Genomic DNA, 26,056 nt, shown 5'->3' with positions numbered 1-26,056 from the left:
CACGCTCACGCAGCTCGTCGGGGTACTTCTTCGGTGCGGGCATCGCTGGTGTTCCTCCAGGTTTCGATGTCTCCATCTAACCCGGGGCGGAACACTCGACCACGCGATAACCACGTTGATCTCACCAGCGGCAATGAGCTTCAACAGCTTCTCGAAGCCGGGCCGCCGCCGCATCGCGGACTTGTCGTTGTCAACAAGCCGATGCACTACCGGCCACCGGTTGTACTCCGCGTGGTCATCGCAGTCCTCGCCCTGCCGGGCGATGCCCTCACCCTCGCGGCTGGTGCCCTTGTGCGGGTCGTCGGAGAGGCGGAGGCAGATCGCCGCTCGCCGGTCCTGGCTGCTCAGCAACGTCATGCATCAATACTAGCAAGATCATGCCCACCCGATGCGCTGGATCTTCCTCGACGATCCGGGCGACGGCGAGCTGACCGCCGTGCACTCCTACTTCGACAGGTCCCCGTACGTCGAGCAGGACGCGCACGGCGTGGCGACGTACGTCGAGCAGCACCGCACCCTGGGCGACCGGATCCGGGAACTGGCCGGCGCCGGGTTCCGCCTGCTGGACCTGGTGGAGCCGGAGTGGCCGGCCGGGCACGAGGGGATCTGGGGCCAGTGGAGCCCGCTGCGTGGCCGGCTCTTCCCCGGCACCGCGATCTTCGTGACGGAGAAGCCGGCCGGCTGAGCGCGTCGCACGCCCGGTGCGGCACCGGCGCGGTTCCCCGGCGGTACGCTCGCCGCATGAGCGCCGAGCCCGTCCCGACATCACCTGGCCCCTGGTGTCCGGACCCGATGCGGCAGCAGCGTGCGGACTACACGCTGGACGACCTGCTCGCCCTGCCGGACGACGCCCCCCGCGTCGAACTCGTCGACGGAGTCGTCCAGGTGACACCCTCCCCCACCCTGGGCCACCAGACCATCGCCAGTCTGCTGTGGCTCTGGCTTCGATCCCACGCACCGACGCATCTCCAGCCGTCCCTGGCGGTCGGCGTCGGGCTGAGCCCGAACACCAGCCGGCAGCCGGACGTGCTGCTCCACCACGCCGGCCTGCCGAACGACCGGTCCCGGCTGCGACCGGCGGACGTGGTGCTGGCCGTCGAGATCGTCTCCCCCGGCACCCGACGGGTCGACCGGTTCGCCAAGCCGGGTGAGTACGCCGCCGCCGGCATCCCGTTCTACTGGCGGATCGAGCAGGACCCGGTGCACCTCTACGCCTACCGCCTCGGTGACCGGATCGGCCCCGGCGGCGAGCGCCAGTACGAACTGGCGGCCGACGGCAGCGAGGTGGTCGAGCTGACCGAGCCGTTCACCCTCAAGCTGCCGATCGCCGAGATCCGACCCTGACCTCCCGGCCGCCGTTACTCGGCCGCGACGCCGGGTAACCAGGCGGCATGGCCGAGAAGGAGTTCCGCGCCGGCGACCACGTCTCCTGGGCCAGCCACAGCGGCCGGGCGCACGGCGTGGTCAAGGAGAAGCTGACCGAGCGCACCCACGTGCGCGGGCATCCGGTGAACGCCTCGCCCGAGCAGCCGCAGTACCGGATCACCAACGACGACTCGGGTCGCGATGTCGCCCACCGACCGGAGGTGCTGCGCGATGAACCGCGGTGAGGACCCGCAGCAGACGTACCGGGAGTTCACCGAGGCGGTGAACATGAAGCCGGCCGAGCTGACCCGCTGGCTGGAGACCGACGAGTCCAAGCACGTCGGCTGGCACAAACCGGGCACGAAGGGCGGCGAGTCGGTCGGGCACGACTCCGGCCGCCGGATCGTCGACCTGCTGCGCCGCAAGCGCGACCAGCTCACCGCCACCGACTACAAGCACATGCGCAAGGTCATCGGCTACGTGCATCGCCACCTCGCGCAGCGCCCGTCCGGCGACGTCCGCGACACGAGGTGGCGCTGGTCGCTGATGAACTGGGGCCACGACCCGCTCAAGGGCTGAGCGCCGGCCGTTGACCCTGCCGTTGGCGGCAGGGTCGCAGGATGCCGGCATGGAACGCAGAACGTCGCGCGTGGTCGTGGTCACCGGCGCGGGCACCGGCATCGGCCGGGCCACCGCGCACGCCTTCGCCGACGGCGGGGACGCGGTCGTCGCGGTCCGCCTGGCGCACGCCGCCGTGGCGGCGCTCGCCGAGAACCGCGGCGTGATCGTCAACGTCACCACGTCCGTCGGCCTGCGCGCCTGGCCGGGCAGTGCGGTGTACGCGACCGGCAAGGCCGCGCTCGACTCGTTGACCCGCAGTTGGGCGGTGGAGTTGGCGGCGGGCGGTCAGTGGTCGGCGCTGTTCCAGTCGCGGCCCTCGCCCACCGACACCTCCATCGGCACCGACAGCGGATGGGCCGCCCCCATCTCCCGGCGCACCAGGGCCTCCAGCACCTCCCGCTCCCCCGGTGCGACCTCGAAGACCAGTTCGTCGTGCACCTGCAGCAGCATCCGGGACCGCAGCCCCGCCTCGCGCAGCGCCGCGTCGACGCGCAGCATGGCGACCTTGATGATGTCGGCCGCCGAACCCTGGATCGGGGCGTTGAGCGCCATCCGCTCGGCCATCTCCCGGCGCTGCCGGTTGTCGCTGACCAGGTCGGGCAGGTAGCGGCGGCGACCCAGGATGGTGGAGGTGTAGCCGTCCTGGCGGGCCCGGGCCACCACCTCGTGCAGGTAGTCGCGGACCCCGCCGAACCCGGCGAAGTAGTTCTCCATCAGCCCGCGCGCCTCCTCGGCGGAGATGCCGAGCTGCTGGGACAGGCCGAACGCGCTCAACCCGTAGGCCAGGCCGTAGTTCATCGCCTTGATCTTGCGGCGTTGGTCGGCGGTGACCTGGTCGACCTCGACGGTGAAGACCGAGGAGGCGGTCGCGGCGTGGAAGTCGTGCCCGGAGTGGAACGCCTCGACCAGCGCCTCGTCGGCGGACAGGTGCGCCATGATCCGCATCTCGATCTGGCTGTAGTCGGCGGTGAGCAGGCATTCGTAGCCCTCGCCGACGACGAACGCGCGCCGGATCCGCCGCCCCTCCTCGGTGCGGATCGGGATGTTCTGCAGGTTGGGCTCGGTGGAGGAGAGCCGCCCGGTCGCGGCGACCGTCTGGTTGAACGTGGTGTGGATCCGGCCGTCATCGGAGACCGACTTGAGCAGCCCGTCGACCGTCGACTTGAGCTTCGCCACGTCGCGGTGGCGCAGCAGGTGGTGCAGCAGCGGGTGCTCGGTCTGCGCGAAGAGCCACTGCAGGGCGTCGGCGTCGGTGGTGTAGCCGGTCTTGATCCGCTTGGTCTTGGGTAGGGCCAGCTCGGTGAAGAGGATCTCCTGCAACTGCTTCGGTGAGCCCAGGTTGAACTCCCGGCCGACCACCGCGTAGGCGCTCTGCGCGGCGGCCTTCACCTCGGCGGCGAAGTGCGCCTCCAACTCGGACAGGTAGTCGGTGTCGGCGGCGATGCCGGTGCGCTCCATGGCGGCGAGCACCCGCATCAACGGCAGCTCCACCTCGGCCATCAGCCGGGCCGACTGCTCGCCGTCGCGGGACAGCTCGGCGTCGATCGCGTCGGCCAGGTCGAGCGTGGCCCGGGCCTGGAGCATCAGGTTCTGCTCGGCCGCGCTCTCGTCACCGAACCCGTCCAGGGTGAGCTGGCCGGTCTCCGGGGCGTCGACGCGCAGCTCCCGGTGCAGGTAACGCAGGGCCAGGTCGGTGAGGTCGTAGGAGCGCTGGTCGGGGCGGGCCAGGTAGGCGGCGATCTGGGTGTCGCGGGCGATGCCCCGAAGCTCCCAGCCGTGCGCGGCAAACGCCAACACCGCCGGTTTGCTGTCGTGCAGCACCTTGGGGCGCTCGGCGTCGGCCAGCCAGCCGGCCAGCGCGGCCTCGTCACCGGCGTCGAGCCGGCTCGGGTCGAACCAGACGGCGGCGCCGGCGGCGGTGGCCAGCGCCATCCCGGCCACGGTCGCGGTGTGCCGCCGGTTGGGGCCGGTGTCGAGCGTGGCGGCCAGGCCGACCGGCGCGCCGGCCGGGGCGTGCGTGTCCAGCCAGCCGGCGAGCGCGCCCGGCTCGGTCAGCACCTCGCCGGCCAGGTCGAAGCCGGCCTCGGCCTCCGGCTCGACGGCCTCCAGATATTGGTAGAGCCGGTCGCGCAGGATGCGGAACTGCAACGTGTCGAAGACCTGGTGCACGGCCTCCCGGTCCCAGCCCTGCCAGCGGGCGTCCTCGGGGCGCACCGGCAGCTCCAGGTCGGTGACCAGGCAGTTGATCTCGTAGTTGCGGATCACGTCGGCCAGGCGCTCGCGCAGGCTGTCGCCGGCCTTGCCCTTGATCTCGTCGGCGCGGGCCACCACGCCCTCGACCCCGTCGTACAGGTTGATCCACTTGGCCGCGGTCTTCGGGCCGACACCCGGGACGCCGGGCAGGTTGTCGCTGGTCTCGCCGACCAGCGCGGCCAGGTCGCGGTAGCGGCCGGGGGTGACGCCGTACTTCGCCTCCACCGCGGCCGGGTCCATCCGGGCCAGGTCGGAGACGCCCTTGCGCGGGTAGAGCACGGTGACCCGGTCGCCGACGAGCTGGAACGCGTCCCGGTCGCCGGTGGTGATCAGCACGTCCATGCCCTGGTCGCGGGCCTGGCAGGCGAGGGTGGCGATGACGTCGTCGGCCTCGTAGCCCTCCTTCTCCACCACCGGCACCCGCAGCGCCGCGAGGACCTCCTTGACCAGGCTCACCTGACCCTTGAAGTCGGTCGGGGTCTCGCTGCGGCCGGCCTTGTATTCGGAGTATTTCTCGGTGCGGAAGGAGCGGCGGGAGACGTCGAACGCGACCACGATGTGGGTCGGCTGCTCGTCGCGCAGCACGTTGATCAGCATCGAGGTGAAGCCGTAGACGGCGTTGGTCGGCTGCCCCGTGGTGGTGGAGAAGTTTTCCACCGGCAGGGCGAAGAATGCCCGGTATGCCAGGGAGTGTCCGTCGACGAGGAGCAGGCGCGGCGTCGTAGCTGTCACGGCAGCGACTCTAGTCCGTGGCTCCGACACCCCCGGCATCCGCCGCCCCCACGGATCGCGACCGGACGGCTACGGTATGCAGGTCCGTCGATAGCACTCACGAGGAGGATCCGATGCGACGATGGGGTGTCCGAATCCTGGTACCGGCGCTCGCCACGGCCGGCGCGCTGACCGTGCTGAGTGGGCCGGCGTTCGCCGGATGGGTCAGCGGCGGGGTCTACTCGACCCAGTCGAAGTGCATCTCGGTCGGGCAGTCCCGGGTCAGCAGCGGCCTCTACCAGACCTATGTCTGTGAGTCGCAGAGCCCCGGCTGGCTGCTGCGCGGCTTCGTGAACTGACCGCAGGGGTCCGGTGCGGCCCGCGCCGCACCGGACCCGTCAGAGCACCTTGGCCAGGAACGCCTTGGTCCGCTCGTGCCGCGGCGCGGAGATCACCTCGCGCGGGTCGCCCTGCTCGACGACCACGCCGCCGTCCATGAAGACCAGGTGGTCGCCGACCTCGCGGGCGAAGCCGATCTCGTGGGTCACCACGATCATCGTCATGCCGTCGCGGGCCAGGTCCTTCATCGTGTCCAGCACCTCGCCCACCAGCTCCGGGTCGAGCGCGCTGGTCGGCTCGTCGAAGAGCATCAGCTTCGGCTGCATGGCCAGCGCCCGGGCGATCGCCACCCGCTGCTGCTGGCCACCGGAGAGCTGACCGGGGTACGCGCCGAGCTTGTCGCCCAGCCCCACCCGGTCCAGCAGCTGCGCGGCGTGCTCCCGGGCCTGCGCCTTCTTCGACTGGCGCAGCAACAGCGGCGCCTCGGTCACGTTCTGCAGCACCGTCATGTGCGGGAACAGGTTGAACCGCTGGAACACCATGCCGATCGCCCGGCGCTGCGCGGCCACCTCCTTGTCCCGCATCTCGTGCAGCCGCCCACCGCGCTCCCGGTAGCCGATCAGGTCGCCGTCCACCCAGATCCGGCCGGCGTCGATCTTCTCCAGGTGGTTGATGCAGCGCAGGAACGTCGACTTGCCGGAGCCCGACGGCCCGAGCAGGCAGCACACCTCGCCGGCGCGGACCTCCAGGTCGATGCCCTTGAGCACCTCCAGCGGCCCGAACGACTTGTGCACCTGCTCGGCCCGCACCATCAGGTCGGACTTCTGCGTCCCGGACGCGTCGGGAGCAACTGTCGCCTCGGTCATGATGCCGCCGTCCCGCTCGTCGTGCCGCCGCTCTCGGCCGCCAAGCCCCGCAGCCGCTGGCGGGCCCGGGGGCCGCGCCCCGCGCCCTTCGAGTAGTGCCGCTCCAGGTAGTACTGCCCGACCAGCAGCACGCTGGTCAGCAGCAGATACCACAGGGTGGCCGCGACATACATCGGGAACAGCTGGAAGGTGCGCGCGCCGACCGCCTTGAGCTGGAAGAACAGCTCCATGGACACCGGCACGAACGCGACGAGCGAGGTGTCCTTCAGCATCGCCACGGTCTCGTTGCCGGTGGGCGGGATGATCACACGCATCGCCTGCGGCAACACGACCCGCCGCAGGATCTGCCCCCGGCTCAGGCCGAGCGCCTGCGCGGCCTCGGTCTGGCCCTCGTCCACCGACTGGATGCCGGCGCGGACGATCTCCGCCATGTAGGCGGCCTCGGACAGGCCCAGCGCCAACATGCCGGCGACGAAGCCGGTGAAGATGTCCAGCGCGGTGAAGCCGAACAGCCGTGCCTCGAAGTCGTGCAGCCCGAACAACGCGCCGATCTGACGGTCGAAGGGCAGGCCGAACTCCAGGCGTGACCAGAGGATGCCGAGGTTGCCGAAGAGGATCGCCAGCACCAGCCGGGGCACCGCCCGGAAGAACCAGGTGTAGACCCAGGAGACGCCGCGCAGCACCGGGTTCGGCGACAGCCGCATGATCGCGATGACGATGCCCAGCCCGATGCCGATCACCATCGAGGTCACCAGCAACAGGATGGTGCCGCGGAGCCCGTCGATGATCGGCGGGCGGAACATCTCGTCGACCATGAACGACCACTGGAACGCGGAGTTCGTTACCAGCATGTGCACGAACATCGCGGTCAGCACGGCGATCACCGCCACGCCGACCCAGCGCCCGGGGTGGCGCACGGGCACGGCCTTGATCGGTTCCGGCCGTGCCCGTCCGGGTGTGTCAGTGTCGACCGGCATGGTCAGGCCGACGGGTTCAGCTCGGAGGTCGTGATCCCACCGGCCTCGACGCCCCACTTGGCGAGCGCCGACTTGTAGCTGCCCTCGGTGATCACCGCCTGCACGGCCTCCTTGAGCACCTCGGCGAAGGCCTGCTGGTCCTTCTTCACCGCGTAGCCGTAGGGGGCGGACTCGTAGATGTCGCCGAGCACCTCCAGCTGGCCGTTGCTCTGCTTGACCGCGTACGCGCCGACCGGCGAGTCGGCGAGCATGGCGTCGTCCTTGCCACTGGCGACGGCGGCGGTGGCGTCGCTCTGCGCCTGGTACTGGTCGATGGTGATCGCCGGCTTGCCCGCGTCGGTGCACTTCTTCGACCGGGCGGTGATGTCGTCGAGCTGCACGGTGCCGACCTGCACGGCGACCTTCTTGCCGCAGGCGTTCTCGGGGTCGACCTTGCCGGGGTTCCCGGCCTTGGTCGCCCACTGGGTGCCGGCCGAGTAGTAGCTGACCATGTTGACGGTCTTCAGGCGGTCGGCGTTGATGGTGAACGAGGAGACGCCGACCTCGTACTTGCCCGATTCGATGCCCGGCAGGATCGAGTCGAACGGCGCCGACTCGTACTCGGCCTTCAGCCCGAGCTTCTGCGCCACCGCGTTGAACAGCTCCACGTCGAAGCCGACCACGGTCTTGCCGTCGGAGTCGAGGAACTCGGCCGGGGCGTACGTCGAGTCGGTGCCGACCTTGATCACGCCGTCGGCCTTGATCGTGTCCGGGACCTTGGCGGCCAGGTTCGAGTCCGCGGCGGCGCTCACCGTAGCACCGCCGGGCTCGGCCGAGTTCTCCTTCTCGCCGCAGGCGGCGAGGGAGAGCAGGAGGACTGCCGCGCCGGCGACGCCAAGCGCCGCCCGCCGGCCGGGGGTGGGGTGGACCATTGGGGTACTCCTTCGCGAGGGGGGCGTCGGTCAGGCCACGCCGAGGTATGCCTCTTTGACCGAGGGGTCGTGCAGCAGGTCCGCGCCGGTGCCGCTCTTGACGATCCGGCCGGTCTCCAGCACGTACGCCCGGTGCGCGCGGGCCAGAGCCTGCTGGGCGTTCTGCTCCACCAGCAGGACCGTGGTGCCCTGCTGGTTGATCTCCGTGATGATGGTGAAGATCTGCTGGATCAGCATCGGCGCGAGACCCATCGACGGCTCGTCGAGCAGCAGCAGCTTCGGCCGGCTCATCAGCGCCCGGCCGACCGCGAGCATCTGCTGCTCGCCGCCGGAGAGGGTGCCGCCGTGCTGCTTGCGCCGCTCGGCCAGCCGCGGGAACAGGTCGAGCACCCGCGCCAGGTCCTGCGCGATGCCGGCCCGGTCCCGCCGGGTGTACGCGCCCATGTCCAGGTTCTCCAGCACCGTCATGCCGGGGAAGATGCCCCGGCCCTCGGGCGCCTGGCACAGCCCGCGCCGCACCCGCAGGTCCGCCCGGAGCTTGGAGATGTCCTCACCGGCGAACCGGATCGTGCCGGAGGCGATCGGCCGGATGCCGGAGATCGCCCGCATGGTGGTGGACTTGCCGGCGCCGTTCGCGCCGATCAGCGCGACGATCTCGCCCTCGTCCACGGTCAGGCTGATGCCGTGCAGCGCCTGGATCCGCCCGTAGAGCAGGCTCACGTCCTCGATCTCAAGCAGCATCGTCCGGCACCCCCAGGTACGCCGCGACCACCTTCGGGTTGTCCCGCACCTCGGCGGGCAGCCCTTCGGCGATCTTCTTTCCGAACTCCAGCACCACGATCCGGTCGGTCACGCCCATCACCAGGCGCATGTCGTGCTCGATCAGCAGCACCGTCACGCCGGTGTCGCGGATCTGCCGGATGAGCTGGAGCAGTTCCTCCTTCTCCGCCGGGTTGAAGCCGGCGGCCGGCTCGTCCAGGCAGAGCAGCACCGGGTCGGTGGCCAGCGCCCGGGCGATCTCCAGCCGCCGCTGCTCCCCGTAGGACAGGTTGCGGGCGGCCTCGTGCATCCGGGGCAGGATGCCGACGAAATCCAGCAGGCGCTCGGCCTTCTCGCGTCCCTCGCGCTCCTCCTTCCAGTGCCGCGGCAGCCGCAGCAGCGCGGCGACCACGCTGGTCTTGTGGTGCGCGTCCGCGCCGACTTGGACGTTCTCCAGCGCGGTCATCTCCGGGAAGAGCCGGATGTTCTGGAACGTGCGGGCCATGCCCATCCGGGTGATCTGGTGGCGCTTCTTGCCACTGATCTTCTCGCCGCGGAACCGGATCTGCCCCTCGCTGGGCTGGTAGATGCCGGTCATCGCGTTGAAGCAGGTGGTCTTGCCGGCGCCGTTGGGCCCGATCAGCCCGAGGATCTCGCCCTTGTAGAGGGTGAAGTCCACGTCGTCGAGAGCCACCACGCCGCCGAAGCGCAGCGTGACGTGGTCGACCTCCAGCAACGGCTCGCGCTTGTCCACCGTCTCGACCGCGGGCGCCGCGGCCTGGGCCGGAACGGCCGGGGTCTGCTCGGTGTCACTCACCGACGATCACCTCCTTGCGGCGGTCCTTGAACTCCGCCGCCCGTCGCCGGTTCGGGATGAGGCCCTGCGGCCGGAAGATCATCATGATCACGAGCACCAGGCCGAAGAAGAGGAACCGGTACTCGTACAGCTCGATGCCGAACAGCTCGATGCCGCGGAACCGCTCGATCATGTACGCCACCAGGCCGCCGCCGACGATCGCGCCGACGATGTTGCCCGAGCCGCCGAAGATGACCGCGGCCAGGATGATGATCGAGTTGAGCAGCTCGAAGTTCTGCGAGTTGACGAAGTTCTGCTTGCCGGCGAAGAGCGCGCCGGCCAGGCCGGCGATCGCCGCGCCGGAGGCGAACGCCCACAGCTTGAACTTGAACGTGGGCACGCCCATCAGCTGGGCGGCGTCCTCGTCCTCCCGGATCGAGATCCAGGCCCGGCCGACCCGGCTGTGGGTCAGGTTCCGCACCCCGATCACCACCAGGATGATCAGCGTGAGCACCAGCCAGTAGTAGGGGCGGGCGTCGAGCACGCCGAAGACCGGCCGTCCGTCGGCGTACTCGCCGGGCGGGTGTGGGATCTCGCTGAAGCCACGCTGTCCCTTGAGGAACGGCGAGCTGACCGCCGCGATGCGGATCATCTCGGCGAAGCCGAGCGTCACCAGCGCCAGGTAGTCGCCGCGCAGCCGCAGCGTCGGCGTGCCCAGCATGACGCCGGAGACCATGGTCAGGCCGATCGCGATCGGCACCACCAGCAGCCACGGCCACAGCGTCTTGATGTCGCTGGTCGGCGACGTCAGCACCGCGACCGTGTACGCGCCGACCGCGAAGAAGCCGAAGTAGCCGAGGTCGAGCAGGCCGGCGAACCCGACCACGATGTTCAGCCCGACCGCCAGCAGCACGTAGATCGAGACGGTGAAGAGCACCTGGGTGAAGTTCGCCCCGGGCGTCGGGATCGGCCCGAGGTACTGGTAGAACTCCCGGTTCGGCAGCGCGTAGAAGAACACGATGACCGCGGCCAGCAGCACCCAGCGCACCCAGCGCGGGGCGTGGTGCCAGCGCTCCGAAATCGCCTCCCGGCCCTGCCGCAGCTTGTCCACCGCGTTCTCCCGCCGCTCCGGCGGGTCGATGGTGGTCGTCATGCGCGTGCCCTCCCCAGTGATTCGCCCAGCAGACCGGTCGGGCGGAACATCAGCAGCACGACAAGCACCGCGAACGCGGCGAAGTCCTTCCACTGACTGCCGAACAGCCCCGAGGCGTAGTTCTCCACGACGCCCAGCAGCAGCCCGCCGACCAGCGCGCCCCGCAGGTTGCCGATGCCGCCGAGCACCGCCGCGGTGAACGCCTTGAGGCCGAGCAGGAAGCCGACGCTGTAGGTCAGCGTCTGGATCCGCACGTCGTAGAGCAGGCCGGCGACGCCGGCCATGGTGCCGCCGGCGATGAAGACCATCAGGATGATCCGGTCCTTGTTGACACCCATCAGGGCCGCCGTGTTGGCGTCCTGGGCGACCGCCCGGATGCCACGGCCGGTGCGGCTGCGGTTGATGAACTGGTCCAGCGCGACCATCATCACCAGCGCGGCGCCGACCGTGAGCAGCTGCACCGCGTCGATCGGCACCCCGGCGACATGGAACAGTGGCGTGGAGCTGACCAGGATGGGCGCGCCCTCCGGCAGGCGTCGGGTGTAGACGCCGAACGCCTCGGAGATGGCGATCGAGGCACCGATGGCGGTGATCAGGAACGCCAGCGGCGGCGCGTTGCGCTTGCGCAGCGGCCGGTACGCCACCCGCTCGATGACGGTCGCCGTGCCGGCCGAGGCGATGGCCGCCACGATCATCGCCACCAACAGATAGAACAGGATCGAGCCGACGCCACTGACCTGGGAGTTCTGGTCGAGACCGAACCCGTTCCAGGTCCAGATCGCGGCGAACGCGCCGGCGATGAAGACCTCGGAGTGGGCGAAGTTGATGAGCCTGAGCACGCCGTAGACGAGCGTGTAGCCGAGCGCGACCAGGGCGTAGATCGCACCCTGGGTCAGGCCGGTCGTGGTGAGTTCCCCGAAGTTGGAGAACAGTCCGTCGAAGTTCAAGGGAGGGACGCTCCGTCGCTGAAGAGAAAAAGGGGGTGCGGCCGGGAGCCAGCTCCCGGCCGCACCCGCGATTCACAACTCAATCGCCAGTCGCAGCGATCGCGATCAGGACTTGGGGATCTCCTGGTCCGGGACGACCTTGCCGCCCTGCACCTTGAACGCCCAGACCTTGACCTGCGCCGGGTCCAGCTCGCCGCCCTCGACGAACTTGTAGGTCGCGGCCACACCCTCGCCGCTGTAGCCCTTCACGAACTCCAGCAGGTCGGCGCGGGAGGTCTTGCCGGCCTTGATACCCGCCAGCAGGATGTTCGCCGCGTCGTAGGCGGTGTCGCTGTAGGTGCCCGGGTCGGTGCCGTTGAGCGCCTTGAAGTCCGCGGCGAACGAGCCCCGGGCCTCGGTGGACGGCTGGCAGGGGCAGGTGAGGATGGTGCCCTCGGCAGCCGCCTCGCCGGCGGAGGTGATGTAGGCGCCGTCGTTCACGCCGTCACCGGCGACCATCGGGGCGGTGACGCCGGCAGCGGTGAGCTGCTTACGGATCAGGCCGGCCTCCTGGTAGTAGCCGCCGTAGAAGACCGCCTTGACGTTCGCGGCCTTGACCTTGGTGACCACCGCGGAGAACTCGGTCTGCTTGCCCTCGCCCTGGACCTTGTCGCTGCCCACGACCGCCGGGCCGAGCACCTTCTTGACCTCGTCGGCCAGACCGGCGCCGTACGCCGACTGGTCGTCGATGACGTAGACCCGGTCGGCCTTGAGCACGTTCTTCATGTAGACACCGGCGGCCGGGCCCTGGCTCAGGTCGTTGCCGACGGCCCGGAAGAACGTCTTCCAACCCTTCTGCGCGAGGGTCGGGTTGGTCGCGGAGGGGGTGATGGTGACCAGACCGGCCTCGTTGAACAGCGGACCGGCGGCCTCCGACTCACCCGAGTAGGCCGGACCCACGACACCGAGGATCTTGCTGTCGTCGATCGCCTTCTGGGCCAGGCCGGGCGCCTGGTCCGGGCTGCCCTGGGAGTCGAGCTCGGCGAGCTCGACCTTGCAGTCCGGGTTCTCCTTGTTGTACTTGTCGACCGCCAGCTTGGCGCCGTTCTTCTCGTTGATGCCCAGCGCGGCCGAGCTACCGGTCAGCGCACCGAAGAAAGCGATCTTGCTCCCGCAGGCGCTGCCCCCGGAACCCTCATCGTCGCTGCCGCTGGAACAAGCGGTACCACCGGCGACGAGCGCCAGCATGGCGACCCCGCCGATCACGCGTGCGAGCTTCTGCCTCAAGGCCCGAACCCTCCTCCGTCCATGGTCCGAACCACCCGCTGCTGATTGGCACTTGCGGGGGCGGACGAACCAGACCGTCGTCGCCGGTCTGGGCCGGGACGTTATCCCACCAGCCAGCGGTGGCGTAAGACCCGGAAAGCGGGGTTGACCGAACCGTTACACGCCGTGGCGGATTCCCGACGCTTCCCGTAAGAACCGTAGGCGGCGAAAGGCTTCCACCGAGGTTTCATCGGTAACGGGCCAACCGGCCACCGCCCGCTACTCATCGACGCCCGGCAACGCCGCCCACCAGGCACGGGAGGTCTTCCCGTCGTCCGCGACCGCAACCAGCCCGCCACCGCCGGCGGCCACCGCCAACGCCGCGTCGCCGCGCGCCGGCACCGACGTCGGCACGATCACCGGCCGCCACGACACGCCGCCGTCACCCGACATCCACACCCGGCGATCCGCGCCGTCCCCGGTCACCGCGACCAGCCGCCCGCCGGCCGCCACCAGGCCCGTCACCGACGACACCCCCGGCCCGGCCGCACCGAACCCACCGACCCGCCGCCACCCGTCCGGCCCGCCGGACGGCGCCCGCCACACCGCGAAGCCGTCGCGCACCGGACCCACCGCGATCGGCGCGCCGTCGCGCAGCACCACCCGCTGCGCCGCCCCGCCGCCGTCCGCCGGCAACGCCGCGCGCCGCCACGACCGGCCGTCCGCCGACGACCAGGCCAGCGGCGTCAACGCCGTGCCGCCCGCCGGCAGCAACGACCCCACCACCAACCAGCCCGAACCCCGCGCCACCGCGTCGTACGCCGCCGTCCGGCCCCGGGCGTCACCGGCCAGCTCCGCCACGCCCTCGCGCACCTCGAACCCGCCGGCGTCCGGCGACGTCCACACCGCCGCGCCGCCCGTGCGCGCCCCGGCGATCAACCAGCCGCCCGGCCCGGCCGCCAGGCGCGACGCGCTCACCGCGCGCGGCCCGCCGAACAGCTCGAACGCCGCCGGCACCTCCCGCACCGGCCCGCCCGGTCGCCACACCCAGGAGCCGGTACGCGGATTGCCGTGCACGCCACCGGTTTTCGCCCCGAGCGCCGCCATCCGAGAGTCGCGGCAGGCCACCGCGTAGAGCACGTGCTGGCGGCCGTAGAACGTCTGCGGACGCACCGGCAACGCCGACCAGCTCAGCCCGTCCGCGCTGGTCCAGGCCGCCGGTCGGGTCTCCCCCGCGCCGTCGACCAGCCCGCCGACCGCGTACCAACGGTCCGCGCAGCGCGTCGCGTCGCGCAGCAGCGGGCGCCCCTCGACGCCGGCCGGCACCGGCAGCTCGACCGCCTGCCAGGCCGGGCGCACCGGTGCCGGCGTGGCCGGCTGCTCCGGCGCCGAGCGGCAGGCGGCCAGCAGCATCGCGACACCGGCCACGGCGAACACCGACCTCGGGCGCGGAAGAGGCATGGATCCGATCCTATCGATCGGCTGCCCTCCCGGCGCGCGGGTCAGGAGGCGGGCTGCTGCGCCACCTCGCCGCCGGCGGTCTCGGCGAGGATCCGCTCGGCGACCTCCTTCATGGTCATCCGGTGGTCCATCGCGGTGCGCTGGATCCACTTGAAGGCCTGCGGTTCGGTCATGCCATAGGTGGTCATCAGCGCGCCCTTGGCCCGCTCCACGGTCTTGCGGATCTCCAGCCGGTCGGTCAGGCCGGCCACCTCCGCCTCCAGCGCGGAGATCTCCGAGTAGCGGGACAGCGCGATCTCCACCGCCGGCACCAGGTCGCTCTTCTGGAACGGCTTGACCAGATAGGCCATCGCGCCGGCCGCCCGGGCCCGCTCGACCAGGTCGCGCTGGCTGAAGGCGGTCAGGATGATCACGGGGGCGATGCGCGCGCCGGCGATCCGCTCGGCGGCGGCCAGCCCGTCCATGATCGGCATCTTGATGTCGAGGATGACCAGATCCGGCTTGAGCTCCTCGGCCAGCTTGACGGCGGTCTCCCCGTCGCCGGCCTCGCCGACCACCGCGTAGCCCTCCTCGACCAGCATCTCGGCCAGGTCCAGCCGGATCAGCGCCTCGTCCTCGGCGATCAGAACGCGCTTGCGCTCGGCATCCGTCTGCATCTCGCCCACGAGCCACTCCCACCAGTTCGAACCCGGCACCCGCCGTGCCGGGTGTCGCCGCCCCTAGCCTAGTGGGTAACCTATGGGAGCCGAACTACAGAAGCTCCCGTAGCCCAACCGGCAGAGGCCATGCACTCAAACTGCATACAGTGTGGGTTCGAATCCCACCGGGGGCACTCAAAGTGTCATACAGGCGTTCGAGAATGTACCTATGCACTCGACCGGCCTGCGGGCACGAGCCCATGAACTTCGTTCCAAGGGTGGCAGCATCCGGTCAGTCGCCCGGACCCTGTCGCTTCCCTACACGACCGTCTGGCACTGGTGCGTCGATCGCCCGGAGCGAGCAGTCGTAGGCACCGCTGCGCGTTGCTTTCGCTGCCCGACAGGGGTGACGCATCCGCAGGACCCGGCGGCCTATGCCTACCTGCTCGGCCTATATCTGGGCGACGGCCACCTCGCGGTTACCCCGAAGGTGCCCGTTCTCCGCATTGCTTGCACCAGCGCCTATCCGGATCTGGTCGACGCATGCGCCGAGGCGATGCTCGCGACGCTGGCCCTGAAGGTGCAGCGGATCCCGAAGAAGGGCTGCGTCTCCGTCGAAAGCAGCGGCCAGCATTGGCCTTGCCTGCTACCTCAGCACGGTCCTGGTAAGAAGCACGAGCGCCCGATCGTGCTGGCCGACTGGCAGCGCACCATCGTCGAGGCGCACCCGGGCCACTTCCTGCGCGGCCTGTTCCACTCCGACGGCTGCCGCTTCGCCAACCGGGTCGTGGTCCGCGGGAAGGAGTACGTCTATCCCCGCTACATGTTCTCCAACCGCTCCACCGACATCATGGCGCTGTGCCAGTGGGCGCTCGACCTACTCGGCATCGCCTGGCGGATGAACCTGCCGTGGTCGCTGTCGGTGGCCCGGCGGGAGGCCGTCGCCGCGCTGGACGAACACGTCGGCCCGAAGTCCTGACCGGACGGTCACAGTATGGGCACCAGGCCGGTGGCGACCGGTCCGACGGCCGGCGCGCCTCAGATCGACGCGAGCGCCCGGGCCAGGTCCGCGCGCAGGTCCTCCGGGTCCTCCAGCCCGACCGACACCCGCAGCAGCGCCCCGCCCGGCTTGGCGTCGCCCTCGACCGGGCGGTGGGTGAGCGAGGCCGGGTGCTGGATCAGCGTGTCGACGCCGCCGAGGGACACGGCGTGGGTGATCAGCTCGCATGCCCCGGCGACGGTGGCGGCGGCGGGCGCGCCGCCGCGTACCTCGAAGGCGAGCAGGCTGCCGCCGCCGGACATCTGGCGGCCGACCAGGCCGGCCGGGTCGTGTCGGGACGGGTGGTGGACCCGCTCGACGGCCGGGTGGCCGGCGAGCCAGGCGGCGAGCTTCTCCGCACCGGCCTGCTGGGCGCGGACCCGCAGCGGCAGCGTCTGCAGGCCGCGGTGCAGCAGGTAGGCGCCGAGCGGATGCAGGACGGCGCCGGTGACGGCGCGGACCTGGCGCAGCCGGGCCGCCCAGTCGGGCGCGCAGGCGACCACGCCGGCGAGCACGTCGCCGTGGCCGCCGATGCTCTTGGTGGCGCTGTGCAGCACCAGCGTGGCGCCGTGCCGGGCGGGCTGCTGGAGCACCGGGGTGGCGACGGTGTTGTCGACGAGCAGCGGGACGTCGCCGGCGGCGGTGGCGAGCGCGGCGATGTCGACCAGGTCTCCGGTGGGGTTGGCCGGGGTCTCGACGACCACCAGGGCGGTGTCGGGGCGGATCGCGGCGGCGACGTCGGCCGCGCGGGCCCAGGTGACGTCGGTGCCGAGCAGGCCGCTGGCGAGGACGTGGTCGGTGCCGCCGTAGAGCGGGCGGACGGCGACGACGTGGCGCTTGCCGTCCCGGGTGGCGGCGAGCACCGTGGCGGTGAGCGCGGCCATGCCGCTGGCGAACGCGACCGCCTCGGCGGTGCCTTCGAGCTGGGCGAGGGCGGTTTCGAAGCGGGCCACCGTGGGGTTCCAGAGCCGCTGGTAGACGGCGCTGGCGCCGGCCGGAAGCGGGTTGCCGGTGGCGAGCGTCTCGTAGGCGTCGCCGCCGTCGGTCACCGAGGGCAGCGGGTTGGTGGTGGAGAGGTCGATGGGCGGGACGTGCACGCCGAGGCCGGCGAGGTCGTCACGCCCGGCGTGCACGGCTGCGGTGTCCAGTGCGCTCATGCCGGACAGCGTCGAACATCCCTCCACGGAAGGGCAATAGGAATGAACGATATTCTGTTGATCTCGCTTCCGTCCGACGCTTCTTCGGTGGAGGATGGTGGCATGCCTCTCGCACCGAACGATGTGCGGCCGTTCTCCGGCCTGGACGACGTCGACCGCGCGATCCTCACCGAGCTGACCGCCGACGGCCGGCTGCCCAACAACGCGCTCGCGGAGCGGGTGGGCGTCGCCCCGTCGACGTGCCTGAGCCGGACCCGGGCGCTGCGTGAGTGCGGGGCGATCCGCGGGTTCCACGCGGACGTCGACCCGGCGGCGGTGGGGTTGCCGTTGCAGGCGCTGGTGTCGGTGCGGTTGACCGCGCACGAGCGGGCCGCGGTGGACGCGTTCCGGGCCCGGTCGGTGCGGCTGCCGGGGGTGGTCTCGGTGTTCCACGTGGCCGGCGCGGAGGACTACGTGCTGCACGTGCGGGCGGCGTCCGGGGACGCGCTGCGGGACTTCGTGCTCGACCACCTGGCGGTCGATCCGGCGGTGCAACACACTCAGACCAGCCTCATCTTCGAGCAGGCCCGGGGGATGGGCTGACCCACTCGAGGGAACAATTCCGGCACCGGGCGGGTTGCAGCACGGCGTGATCGACGTACCGATGTCTGTTCTTGACCTTGCCCCGGTGGCCGCGACCGGCAGCGCCGGCGAGGCGCTGCGGCACACGACCGAGCTGGCCCGGCGCACCGAGGAGCTGGGTTACCGGCGGTTCTGGGTGGCCGAGCACCACAACATGCCGGCGATCGCCAGTTCCGCCCCGGCGGTGCTGCTCGCGCACCTCGCCGCGAACACCAGCACGATCCGGTTGGGCTCCGGCGGGGTGATGCTGCCCAACCACGCGCCGTTGGTGGTGGCGGAGCAGTTCGGCACCCTGGAGGCGCTGCACCCGGGCCGGATCGACCTGGGCATCGGGCGGGCGCCCGGCACCGACCAGGTGACCGCGCTGGCGCTGCGTCGCACCATGGAGGGCCTGTCCGCCGAGCACTTCCCGCGCGAGCTGGCCGACCTGATGAACTACTTCAGCGGCGCCGAGCCGGGCCCGATCACCGCGACGCCGGGGCGGGGGCAGTCGCCGCAGGTGTGGCTGCTCGGGTCGAGCGGGTTCAGCGCCCAGCTCGCCGGCCTGCTCGGGTTGCCGTTCTCGTTCGCGCACCACTTCAGCGCGCAGCACACGGTCCCGGCGTTGCAGCTCTACCGGCAGTACTTCCGGCCGTCGCGGTGGCTGGACCGGCCGTACGCGATGGTGGCGGTCAACGCGGTCTGCGCGGAGACCGACGAGCGGGCGCGGTGGCTGGCCGGCCCGGCCGGGCTGTCGTTCCTGAAGTTGCGCTCGGGGCGGCCGGAGCCGCTGGTCACGCCGGAGGACGCGGCGGCCTACCCGTACTCGGAGCGGGAGCGGGAGTTCGTGGCGCAGCGTCGCGACGGTCAGGCGACCGGTTCGCCGGAGACGGTGGCCCGGCAGCTCGGGGCGCTGGTGGAGCGCACCGGCGCGGACGAGCTGATGTTGACCACGATGGTCTACGACGTGGCCGACCGGGTCCGCTCGTTCGAGCTGATCGCCGAGAAGGTGGCCGGTGGCCTGCGCCGGGAAGGCTGAAACACGCTCTTCATAGCGGCGTCACCGCAGCGTCGCGCGGGACGCATAACTTTGTCCCCGGTGGTGGTACGGCATTCCCGGTCGGGACGGGTCGGGAATGCTGCGGTGTGGTGCACCGGGTCGCCGGCTGAGCGGATTCCGCGGCCGGCGACCCGGTGCCTGCTTTCCCGGCTCTAACGCAGGTAGATGTTCGGCGCGGCCGGGGTGCTCATGCCGTCGCCCAGGAAGAAGCCCGGGTGCGGCGGCTGGTTGTAGGCGGTGTTCTGCCAGGCGACGGCGACCCGATACTGCGGGTCGTGCATCAGGGTCGGCAGGCGCAGGCCGGTGGTGACGGGCGTGCTGTAGATGCGTAGCGCGCTGCTGTCGGCGGTGCGCCAGACCACCTCTTCGCGCCAGTCGCCGAGGATGTCGGCCGACAGCGCCGGGGTGCTCTTGGTGCCGTTGTTGGACGCGACGTTGCTGCCGGTGAGCAGCCGGGTCTCGCCGCCGGTGCCGTACTTGTCGATCTTGGTGCCGTCGAGCAGCTCGCGCACCGGGTCGCCGTCCCACCAGATCAGGAAGTTCGCCGAGGACGGCTTGCGGCCCACGTTCTGCCCGCGGGTGTTGCGCAGGCCGTCGGCCGCCGAGGACCAGGACTCGGCGCCGGGGCTGCCGGCCCAGACGTCGGCGGAGACGCCGCGGCCGTTGTCGCCGTTCGGCGCGGTCTGCCACAGGATCTGACCGGTACGCGCGTCGGACATCCACGAGCTGGGCTTGCTGCCGTCCTCGTCGACCTTGAAGACCTCCAGGCCGGCGCGGGCCGGGTCGAGGTCGCCGACGTGCAGCGCGTCGCCGTGCCCGTTGCCGGTGGAGTAGAGCAGCCGGCCGTTGTCGTCGATGGTGGCGGCCCCGTAGACGATCTCCTGGCGGCCGTCGTTGTCCACGTCGGCGACGGAGAGCTGGTGGTTGCCCTGGCCGGCGGCGGCGCCGTTGCCGGCGGCGTTGGAGTCGAACGTCCACCGCTTGCGCAGCGTGCCGTCGCGGAAGTCCCAGGCGGCGATCACGGCCCGGGTGTAGTAGCCGCGCGCCATGATCAGCGACGGGCGCTGCCCGTCGAGGTAGGCGGTGCCGGCGAGGAACCGGTCGACCCGGTTGCCGTACGAGTCGCCCCAGGACGAGACGCTGCCGCGCGGCGGGTCGTAGTCGACGGTGGACAACGCCGCGCCGGTGCGGCCGTCGAACATCGTCAGGTACTCCGGGCCGGCGAGCACGTAACCGCTGGAGTTGCGGTGGTCGGCCGAGGACGAGCCGATCACCTGGCCGGTGCCGGAGCGGGTGCCGTCGGCGGTCTTCATGGCCACCTCGGCGTCCCCGTCGCCGTCGTAGTCGTACACCTGGAACTGGGTGTAGTGCGCGCCGGCGCGGATGTTGCGGCCCAGGTCGATCCGCCACAGCCGGGCGCCGGTGAGGGTGTACGCGTCCACGTAGACGTTGCCGGTGTAGCCGGACTGCGAGTTGTCCTTGGCGTTGGACGGGTCCCACTTGAGCACGAACTCGTAGCGGCCGTCGCCGTCGAGGTCGCCGACGCTGGCGTCGTTGGCCGAGTAGCTGTAGCCCTCACCGCTCGGCGTGGTGCCACCGGGCGGGGCCTGGATCGGCACGTCCAGGTAGCCGTTGGCGAACTGGAGCGCCGGGGCGGACGCCGGCTGCTCGGCGCCGTTCACCACGGCCCGCACGGTGTACGCGGACCCGGCGGCCGCGCCGCCGTCCAGGTACGTGGTGGCGCCGGTGATCGGACTTCCGTTGACCTTTGCGGAACCGCGGTAGAGGTTGAACGACACGCCCGAGGTCTCGGTGCCGAGCAGCCGCCAGGAGACCAGGTTCCCGCTGCCGGAGCGGACGCTGACCAGCCCTCGGTCGAGCTTCTCCATCTGCTTGGCGCCCGGCGGCGGCGTGGTGGGCGGCGGCGTGGTCGGCGGCGGCGTGGTCGGGCCGGTGGTGGGCGGGGTCGAGGTCGGCGGCGCGCCGGTGCAGGCGGTGCCGTTGAGTGTGAACGCGGCGGGCGCCGGGTTGGCGGCGTTGTTCCAGGAGCCGTTGAAACCGAAGTTCGCGGTGCCGCCGGTGCCGATGGCGGCGTTGTAGCCGGCGTCGCGGGCGGTGACCTGGGCGCCGGACTGGCTGACGGAGGCGTTCCAGGCCTGGACGACCTGCTGACCGGCGGCGAAGCTCCAGCCGAGCGTCCAGCCGTTGACCGGGTCGCCGAGGTTGGTCACGGTGACGTCGGCGCCGAAGCCGCCGCCCCACTGGTTGGTGATCCGGTAGTCGACCCGACAGGCGGCGACGGCCGCCTCGGCGGTCACCGCGGTGAGCGCGCCGGCCGTCAGGGCGGCGGCCGAGGCCGCGGCGAGCACCGCGAGCCGACGGCGTGAGGTGGTGGGATGCACGGGGTTGCCTTTCGCGAAGGTCAGGCGCGCGACGACGCCGGTCTGCCCGGACCGGCGGGAGAGGCACGCTTTACATCGACATTCGTAGTTGGCTCCGCGCCCCGCCAGCGTAGGACACCACCGCACCCCCCACAAGCAGCGGTCGGGCCCGCACGAGGCCACCCGCCGGCGCCGGGGTCATCCGCTCCGCCGGCGTCACCGACCGTGACCACGCGGGAGAAGAGGTCGCTGACGAGCAAAATGCCTCAGAGTCACAAATATGACCTGGTGGTATGACGCGCAAAAGAGCGTCCTCCATCGGGCCGCGACACGCCGGGCGGAGGTACGGGCCGGCGGCGTGTCGGCGCCATCGGCCATGGCCTGGCGGTGTGACGCGAGGGAGCGTCCCCGCCGGGCCGCCACACCGGGCGGAGGTACGGGCCAGCGGCGTGCCGACGGCATCGGCGCGGCCTTCGGCGGCGGTTCAGCCCTCGACGGCGGTGGCGAGCGGCCGGGACTCGCCGGCCCCGGCGAGCGGAGCGGCGGCGGCGGTCGGCGCAGCGGCGGCGGTCGGCGCGGCGGCGGCGGCGGCGGGGAGAGCGGCGAGGGCGGCATCGACCGTGGCGCGGGCCCGACGGGCCCGACGCAGCGCCCGCACCGCCAGGACCACGGCGGCCAGCCAACCGGCGCCGAGCGCGGCGTAGACCACCGCCGGCACCGGGCCGCCCAGGTCGCCGGCGCGCAGCAGGGTGCGGGCGTTGGTCAGCACGATCACCCCGCCGATGACGGCGCCCAGCACCTGGGCCGGCACGATGCGGACCAGCCAGGCCGCGATCGGCGCGGCGATCAGGCCGCCGATCAGCAGCGCGGCCACGGTCGGCAGCAGGAAGCCTTCGGAGCCGAGGCCGATCAGGAAGCCGATGCTGGCCGCGCCGGCCACCACGAACTCGGAGGTGTCCACCGAGCCGATGACCTTGCGTGGCTCCATCCGGCCGGAGACCAGCAGGGCCGGGGTGGCGACCGGGCCCCAACCGCCACCACCGGTGGCGTCGACGAAACCGGCGACCAGCCCGAGCGGGGCGAGGAAGCGGCTGCGCAGCCGGCCGGCGGCGCGGTTCGCGCGCAACGGCCGGGAGAAGCGGATCAGCAGGTACGCGCCGAGGGTGAACAGGATCGCCGCCATCCACGGGGCGGCCGACTCGGTGGAGATGGAGCTGAGGAACGTGGCGCCCGCGAACGAGCCGATCGCGCCCGGCAGCGCGATCCGGCCGACCACCTTCCAGTCCACGTTGCCGAACCGCCAGTGCGACACGCCGGCGGCGAGCGTGGTGCCGATCTCGGCCAGGTGCACCGAGGCGGAGGCGGCGGCCGGCGCGACCCCGGCGACGAGCAGGAGGGTCGAGGAGGTCAGCCCGTATGCCATGCCGAGCGCGCCGTCGACCAGTTGCGCGAGCAGCCCGACGAGGGCGAGAACCAGCAGCTTGCGCATGAGCGCCCCCAGACTTTTCGGCATCTCCTATCGACTTGGTCGACAATGCGGCACGGAGACGCCCCGGGTCAAGTCCCCCATCCGGTTCGTGGGACGCGCCGGACGGCCGGCCGGCGCGCGGGTCGGCGGCCGTCAGCTCCAGGCGCGCGGGTCGGCCGCCAGCTCGTCGACCCGACCGGGCAGCGTGCCGGCGGCCACGTCGGCGATGGTGACCAGCTCCAGGATCTCCCGCTCGCTGGCCCGCAGCGCGATCCACACGTCCTGCAACGCGCGCGCCGCGCCCCGGTAGCCGAGCTCCTCCGGGCGTTGCCCGCGGACGTGCGCGAGCGGCCCGTCGATCACCCGGATCACCTCGGCCAGGGAGATCTCCGCAGCCGGGCGCGCCAACCAGTAGCCCCCCTCGGGGCCACGCTGGGCGTGCACGACGCCGCCCCGGCGCAGTTGGAGCAGGATGCTCTCCAGGAACTTCGGCGGAATGTCCTGCGCGCGGGCGATCTGCTCGGCGGTCACCGGCCGGCTCCGCCCGGAGGCCGTGCCCTCGGCGACCGAGGCGAGCTCGGCGGCCGCACGGAGGGCGTAGTCGACCCGGGCGGATAGGCGCATGCCGGCAAGATTAGTCGCCTGGTCAGCCGCCCGGTCCCCCGCCCCGCGGCCGAACGGTCACAATCGTCGGCTCAGCCGCCGACCCGGCGCAGCAGACCCTCCTGGACGGCACTGGCGATGTGCCGGCCGTCGGTGGTGAACATCCGGCCGGTGGCCAGGCCGCGCGCGCCGGACGCGGACGGGCTCCAGCAGTCGTAGAGGAACCACTCGTCGGCGCGGAAGGACCTGTGGAACCACAGCGCGTGGTCGAGGCTCGCGCCGACCACGCCGCCCGGCCCCCACACCTGGCCGTGCACCGACAACACCGAGTCGAGCAGCGTCAGGTCGGAGGCGTACGCCAGCGCGCACGCGTGCAGCAGCGGATCGTCGGGCAGCTTGCCGTCGATGCGCATCCAGACCCGCTGGTGCGGCTCGGCCGGGCGGTCGCCGGGGCGTACCCAGCCGGGCTCGCCGACGTAGCGGACGTCGATCGGGCGCGGGATCTGACCCCAGATGCCGAGCCGCTCCGGGTAACGGGCGAGCCGGTCGGCCATGGTCGGCACGTCGTCCGGGCCGGGCACGTCGGGCGGGACCGGGGCGTGATGGTCCAGCCCCTCCTCCTGCCGCTGGAACGAGGCCGACATGAAGAAGATCGGCTTGTCGTGCTGCAACGCCACCGAGCGGCGTACCGAGAAGGAGCGGCCGTCGCGGACGTTCTCCACCTGGTATGCGATCGGCTCGACCGGGTCGCCGGGCCGCACGAAGTAACCGTGCAGCGAGTGCACGGCACGCTCCGGGTCGACCGTGCGGCCGGCCGCCACCAGCGCCTGGCCGGCGACCTGGCCACCGTAGACCCGCTGCGGCCCCACCGGCGGGCTCATCCCGCGGAAGGCCATCTCGCCGGTCCGCGCGAGGTCCAGCACCTCCAGGAGCTGGTCGACCGCGGCCTGCCCGGTCGCCGCCGGAGCGTCGCTCACCGGGTCGTCCTCGTCGCGTTCCACACGCTCACTGGAGCGCCCGGGCCGCCGCCGCGTCGACCAGCGAGCCGAGCTGGTGCACGCGCAGCGTGTTGGTGGAACCCGGGGTGCCGGGCGGGCTGCCGGCCACGATCACCACGTAGTCGCCCGGGTCGGCCCGGTTGAGGCCCAGCAGCGCCTGGTCGACCTGGCGGAACATGTCGTCGGTGTGCTGGACGAACGGCATCAGGAACGTCTCCACGCCCCAGCAGAGCGCGAGCTGGTTGCGCACCTCCGGCACCGGGGTGAAGGCCAGCAGCGGCAGGTCGCAGTGCAGCCGGCTGAGCCGCTTGACGGTGTCGCCGGTCTGCGAGAACGCCACCATGGCCTTCGCGCCGATGGCGCGGGCGATCGACGACGCGGCGACGGTGAGCGCGCCGCCGTGCGTACGCGGGTCGTGCTGGAGCCGGGGGACGGCGATCGAGCCGGCCTCGGTGGTGGTGACGATCTTGGCCATGGTGCTGACGGTGAGCACCGGGTACTTGCCGACGCTGGTCTCGCCGGAGAGCATCACCGCGTCCGCGCCGTCGAGCACCGCGTTGGCCACGTCGGAGGCCTCCGCGCGGGTCGGGCGGGAATTCTCGATCATGGAGTCGAGCATCTGGGTGGCCACGATGACCGGCTTGGCGTTCTCCCGGCAGAGCTGCACGGCGCGCTTCTGCACCAGCGGGACCTGGTCCAGCGGCAACTCCACGCCGAGGTCGCCGCGGGCGACCATGACGCCGTCGAAGGCGAGCACGATCGCCTCCAGGTGGTCGACCGCCTCCGGCTTCTCGACCTTGGCCAGCACCGGGCGGCGCACGCCCTCCTCGTCCATGATCGCGTGGACCAGCTTGATGTCGTCCGGCGAGCGGACGAAGGAGAGCGCGACCAGGTCGACCCCGAGGCCGAGAGCGAAGCGCAGGTCCTCGGCGTCCTTGTCGGACAGGGCCGGGACACTGACCGCCACGTTCGGCAGCGAGACGCCCTTGTTGTTGGAGACCGGGCCGCCCTCGGTGACCAGGCAGCGGATGTCGTTGCCGGTGACGTCGCTGACCTCGACCGCGACCCGGCCGTCGTCGATCAGCAGCCGGTCGCCCGGCTTCACCTCCTGCGGCAGCTTGCGGTAGGTGCAGGAGACCCGTTCCTTGGTGCCGACGATGTCGTCACCGGTGATCACCACCGAGTCGCCGGTGCGCCACTCGTGCGGCCCGTCGGCGAAGCGGCCGAGACGGATCTTGGGGCCCTGGAGGTCGGCGAGCACCGCGACCGGTTGCCCGGCCGCCTCCGCCGCCTCCCGCACGAGCCGGCAGACCGACTCGTGGTCGGCGTGACTGCCGTGGCTGAAGTTGAGCCTCGCCACGTTCATGCCGGCCTCGACGAGCCCGCGGATGCGCTCCGGGGACGAGGTGGCGGGGCCGAGAGTGCAGACGATCTTCGCGCGGCGTGTCACGCCCATCAGGCTAGTCTCTCCTCCGGATCGACCTGCCGGCCGACCCCTTTCGGACTGCGGAACAGTTGTCCAACGACGCGCGAAGAACCCGCGCGGCGGGCGGCGTACCGCACCGGAACGTCATGGGTGGCGGGCATCGGCGACCGCGCGGCGGAAATCGTACCGCTCGCCGTCACCGGTCGACGGGGTGCTCCCGCGCGGCGTGCCCGCCCGCCGCCGGGCGCCGGCGGCCCGGCCCGGCGGGGGAACGCCCGGTGC

General features: G+C 71.7%; 24 protein-coding genes, 1 tRNA gene and 3 pseudogenes. 10 read left to right on the top strand and 18 right to left on the bottom strand.

What is annotated here, in order from left to right; translation table 11 throughout:
* Positions 1–357, bottom strand: a 357-nt coding sequence (locus tag AB0H28_RS16840; RefSeq protein WP_358040251.1) for a recombinase family protein, incomplete at its 3' end; no start/stop codon positions are given.
* A gap of 25 nt (positions 358–382) precedes the next feature.
* On the opposite strand from AB0H28_RS16840, the pseudogene AB0H28_RS16835 reads away from it, so the two are divergent.
* The 5 genes and pseudogenes from AB0H28_RS16835 to AB0H28_RS16815 form a co-directional block, all read left to right on the top strand.
* Positions 383–685 (top strand): annotated as a pseudogene (locus AB0H28_RS16835) (SAM-dependent methyltransferase); the annotation flags it as partial.
* A gap of 56 nt (positions 686–741) precedes the next feature.
* Positions 742–1,344, top strand: coding sequence for a Uma2 family endonuclease (locus AB0H28_RS16830; RefSeq protein ID WP_358040248.1), 603 nt, complete (start codon positions 742–744; stop codon positions 1,342–1,344).
* A gap of 47 nt (positions 1,345–1,391) precedes the next feature.
* A complete protein-coding gene (locus AB0H28_RS16825; protein WP_358040245.1) occupies positions 1,392–1,610 on the top strand; it encodes a DUF2945 domain-containing protein in 219 nt (72 codons plus the stop codon).
* Positions 1,597–1,941, top strand: a pseudogene (locus AB0H28_RS16820) (DUF3140 domain-containing protein); the annotation flags it as partial. The gene AB0H28_RS16825 and the pseudogene AB0H28_RS16820, both read left to right, overlap by 14 nt.
* A gap of 52 nt (positions 1,942–1,993) precedes the next feature.
* Positions 1,994–2,254, top strand: a pseudogene (locus tag AB0H28_RS16815) (SDR family NAD(P)-dependent oxidoreductase); the annotation flags it as partial.
* A 17-nt stretch (positions 2,255–2,271) separates the two neighbouring features.
* On the opposite strand, the gene polA reads toward AB0H28_RS16815, so the two are convergent.
* A complete protein-coding gene (gene polA / locus AB0H28_RS16810) occupies positions 2,272–4,971 on the bottom strand; it encodes a DNA polymerase I (protein WP_358040242.1) in 2,700 nt (899 codons plus the stop codon).
* Positions 4,972–5,084: 113 nt separating this feature from the next.
* Between polA and AB0H28_RS16805 the strand changes: the two genes are divergently transcribed.
* On the top strand, positions 5,085–5,309 hold the full coding sequence (locus tag AB0H28_RS16805; protein WP_358040239.1) for a hypothetical protein: 225 nt from the start codon (positions 5,085–5,087) through the stop codon (positions 5,307–5,309).
* 39 nt (positions 5,310–5,348) lie between these two features.
* On the opposite strand, the gene AB0H28_RS16800 is transcribed toward AB0H28_RS16805, so the two are convergent.
* The 10 genes from AB0H28_RS16800 to AB0H28_RS16755 all read right to left on the bottom strand — a co-directional run bounded on the left by AB0H28_RS16800 (position 5,349) and on the right by AB0H28_RS16755 (position 15,069).
* Positions 5,349–6,155, bottom strand: coding sequence for an amino acid ABC transporter ATP-binding protein (locus AB0H28_RS16800; RefSeq protein ID WP_358040236.1), 807 nt, complete (start codon positions 6,153–6,155; stop codon positions 5,349–5,351).
* Complete coding sequence (locus AB0H28_RS16795) at positions 6,152–7,132, bottom strand: amino acid ABC transporter permease (protein ID WP_358040234.1); 981 nt, start codon at positions 7,130–7,132, stop codon at positions 6,152–6,154. The genes AB0H28_RS16800 and AB0H28_RS16795 overlap by 4 nt, the downstream gene beginning before the upstream one ends.
* A gap of 2 nt (positions 7,133–7,134) precedes the next feature.
* Positions 7,135–8,043, bottom strand: a complete 909-nt coding sequence (locus tag AB0H28_RS16790) for an ABC transporter substrate-binding protein (protein WP_358040231.1) — start codon at positions 8,041–8,043, stop codon at positions 7,135–7,137.
* A gap of 30 nt (positions 8,044–8,073) precedes the next feature.
* Entirely contained in the window at positions 8,074–8,784 is a 711-nt protein-coding gene (locus AB0H28_RS16785; RefSeq protein WP_358040228.1) for an ABC transporter ATP-binding protein, read from the bottom strand.
* On the bottom strand, positions 8,774–9,556 hold the full coding sequence (locus AB0H28_RS16780) for an ABC transporter ATP-binding protein (protein WP_358040293.1): 783 nt from the start codon (positions 9,554–9,556) through the stop codon (positions 8,774–8,776). The genes AB0H28_RS16785 and AB0H28_RS16780 overlap by 11 nt, the downstream gene beginning before the upstream one ends.
* 55 nt (positions 9,557–9,611) lie before the next feature.
* Positions 9,612–10,751: a branched-chain amino acid ABC transporter permease gene (locus AB0H28_RS16775; protein ID WP_358040225.1), complete on the bottom strand. Its 1,140-nt coding sequence runs from the start codon at positions 10,749–10,751 to the stop codon at positions 9,612–9,614.
* Positions 10,748–11,698, bottom strand: coding sequence for a branched-chain amino acid ABC transporter permease (locus AB0H28_RS16770; protein WP_358040222.1), 951 nt, complete (start codon positions 11,696–11,698; stop codon positions 10,748–10,750). Before AB0H28_RS16770 ends, AB0H28_RS16775 begins: the two co-directional genes overlap by 4 nt.
* Before the next feature lie 105 nt (positions 11,699–11,803).
* On the bottom strand, positions 11,804–12,964 hold the full coding sequence (locus tag AB0H28_RS16765) for a branched-chain amino acid ABC transporter substrate-binding protein (RefSeq protein WP_358040219.1): 1,161 nt from the start codon (positions 12,962–12,964) through the stop codon (positions 11,804–11,806).
* A gap of 258 nt (positions 12,965–13,222) precedes the next feature.
* Positions 13,223–14,404, bottom strand: a complete 1,182-nt coding sequence (locus AB0H28_RS16760; protein ID WP_358040216.1) for a hypothetical protein — start codon at positions 14,402–14,404, stop codon at positions 13,223–13,225.
* A gap of 41 nt (positions 14,405–14,445) precedes the next feature.
* The gene (locus tag AB0H28_RS16755; protein WP_358040214.1) at positions 14,446–15,069 is read right to left on the bottom strand and encodes a response regulator; all 624 of its coding nucleotides are present in this window, start codon (positions 15,067–15,069) and stop codon (positions 14,446–14,448) included.
* A gap of 93 nt (positions 15,070–15,162) precedes the next feature.
* Here AB0H28_RS16755 and AB0H28_RS16750 point away from each other — a divergent pair.
* Together AB0H28_RS16750 and AB0H28_RS16745 are read left to right on the top strand one after the other, a co-directional pair.
* Positions 15,163–15,236 (top strand) — tRNA-Leu (locus AB0H28_RS16750).
* Positions 15,237–15,448: 212 nt separating this feature from the next.
* Entirely contained in the window at positions 15,449–16,021 is a 573-nt protein-coding gene (locus AB0H28_RS16745; RefSeq protein WP_358040211.1) for a hypothetical protein, read from the top strand.
* 59 nt (positions 16,022–16,080) lie between these two features.
* Here the strand turns inward: AB0H28_RS16745 and AB0H28_RS16740 are convergent, their stop codons facing one another.
* A complete protein-coding gene (locus AB0H28_RS16740; protein WP_358040208.1) occupies positions 16,081–17,238 on the bottom strand; it encodes a PLP-dependent aspartate aminotransferase family protein in 1,158 nt (385 codons plus the stop codon).
* Positions 17,239–17,340: 102 nt separating this feature from the next.
* Here AB0H28_RS16740 and AB0H28_RS16735 point away from each other — a divergent pair, with 102 nt between their 5' ends.
* Entirely contained in the window at positions 17,341–17,820 is a 480-nt protein-coding gene (locus tag AB0H28_RS16735) for an Lrp/AsnC family transcriptional regulator (RefSeq protein WP_358040206.1), read from the top strand.
* A 61-nt stretch (positions 17,821–17,881) separates the two neighbouring features.
* A complete protein-coding gene (locus tag AB0H28_RS16730) occupies positions 17,882–18,877 on the top strand; it encodes an LLM class flavin-dependent oxidoreductase (RefSeq protein WP_358040203.1) in 996 nt (331 codons plus the stop codon).
* A 173-nt stretch (positions 18,878–19,050) separates the two neighbouring features.
* Here AB0H28_RS16730 and AB0H28_RS16725 read toward each other — a convergent pair whose 3' ends face one another.
* The 5 genes from AB0H28_RS16725 to pyk form a co-directional block, all read right to left on the bottom strand.
* Positions 19,051–21,300, bottom strand: coding sequence for a cellulose binding domain-containing protein (locus AB0H28_RS16725; protein ID WP_358040200.1), 2,250 nt, complete (start codon positions 21,298–21,300; stop codon positions 19,051–19,053).
* A gap of 463 nt (positions 21,301–21,763) precedes the next feature.
* Positions 21,764–22,768, bottom strand: a complete 1,005-nt coding sequence (locus AB0H28_RS16720) for a sulfite exporter TauE/SafE family protein (RefSeq protein ID WP_358040290.1) — start codon at positions 22,766–22,768, stop codon at positions 21,764–21,766.
* Between the two features lie 132 nt (positions 22,769–22,900).
* Entirely contained in the window at positions 22,901–23,371 is a 471-nt protein-coding gene (locus AB0H28_RS16715; protein WP_358040197.1) for an Rrf2 family transcriptional regulator, read from the bottom strand.
* Between the two features lie 71 nt (positions 23,372–23,442).
* The gene (locus AB0H28_RS16710; protein ID WP_358040194.1) at positions 23,443–24,327 is read right to left on the bottom strand and encodes an acyl-CoA thioesterase II; all 885 of its coding nucleotides are present in this window, start codon (positions 24,325–24,327) and stop codon (positions 23,443–23,445) included.
* A gap of 28 nt (positions 24,328–24,355) precedes the next feature.
* Positions 24,356–25,804, bottom strand: a complete 1,449-nt coding sequence (pyk, locus tag AB0H28_RS16705; protein ID WP_358040191.1) for a pyruvate kinase — start codon at positions 25,802–25,804, stop codon at positions 24,356–24,358.
* Between the last annotated feature and the right edge of the window lie 252 nt (positions 25,805–26,056).

It is taken from the genome of Micromonospora sp. NPDC050980, from assembly GCF_040653835.1.
Taxonomy (GTDB): Bacteria; Actinomycetota; Actinomycetes; order Mycobacteriales; family Micromonosporaceae; genus Micromonospora.
Note: the sequence above shows the minus strand (reverse complement) of the source record. Positions and strands in the feature narration are given on the sequence as shown.

Bases quoted from the DNA above. Each gene is read 5' to 3' on its own strand.
- AB0H28_RS16830 (WP_358040248.1), top strand. From the start codon at position 742: ATGAGCGCCGAGCCCGTCCCGACATCACCTGGCCCCTGGTGTCCGGAC.
- AB0H28_RS16735 (WP_358040206.1), top strand. From the start codon at position 17,341: ATGCCTCTCGCACCGAACGATGTGCGGCCGTTCTCCGGCCTGGACGAC.
- AB0H28_RS16785 (WP_358040228.1), bottom strand. From the start codon at position 8,784: ATGCTGCTTGAGATCGAGGACGTGAGCCTGCTCTACGGGCGGATCCAG.
- pyk (WP_358040191.1), bottom strand. From the start codon at position 25,804: ATGGGCGTGACACGCCGCGCGAAGATCGTCTGCACTCTCGGCCCCGCC.
- AB0H28_RS16715 (WP_358040197.1), bottom strand. From the start codon at position 23,371: ATGCGCCTATCCGCCCGGGTCGACTACGCCCTCCGTGCGGCCGCCGAG.
- AB0H28_RS16740 (WP_358040208.1), bottom strand. From the start codon at position 17,238: ATGAGCGCACTGGACACCGCAGCCGTGCACGCCGGGCGTGACGACCTC.
- AB0H28_RS16730 (WP_358040203.1), top strand. From the start codon at position 17,882: ATGTCTGTTCTTGACCTTGCCCCGGTGGCCGCGACCGGCAGCGCCGGC.
- AB0H28_RS16825 (WP_358040245.1), top strand. From the start codon at position 1,392: ATGGCCGAGAAGGAGTTCCGCGCCGGCGACCACGTCTCCTGGGCCAGC.
- AB0H28_RS16795 (WP_358040234.1), bottom strand. From the start codon at position 7,132: ATGCCGGTCGACACTGACACACCCGGACGGGCACGGCCGGAACCGATC.
- AB0H28_RS16720 (WP_358040290.1), bottom strand. From the start codon at position 22,768: ATGCGCAAGCTGCTGGTTCTCGCCCTCGTCGGGCTGCTCGCGCAACTG.
- AB0H28_RS16760 (WP_358040216.1), bottom strand. From the start codon at position 14,404: ATGCCTCTTCCGCGCCCGAGGTCGGTGTTCGCCGTGGCCGGTGTCGCG.
- AB0H28_RS16775 (WP_358040225.1), bottom strand. From the start codon at position 10,751: ATGACGACCACCATCGACCCGCCGGAGCGGCGGGAGAACGCGGTGGAC.
- AB0H28_RS16800 (WP_358040236.1), bottom strand. From the start codon at position 6,155: ATGACCGAGGCGACAGTTGCTCCCGACGCGTCCGGGACGCAGAAGTCC.
- AB0H28_RS16805 (WP_358040239.1), top strand. From the start codon at position 5,085: ATGCGACGATGGGGTGTCCGAATCCTGGTACCGGCGCTCGCCACGGCC.
- AB0H28_RS16790 (WP_358040231.1), bottom strand. From the start codon at position 8,043: ATGGTCCACCCCACCCCCGGCCGGCGGGCGGCGCTTGGCGTCGCCGGC.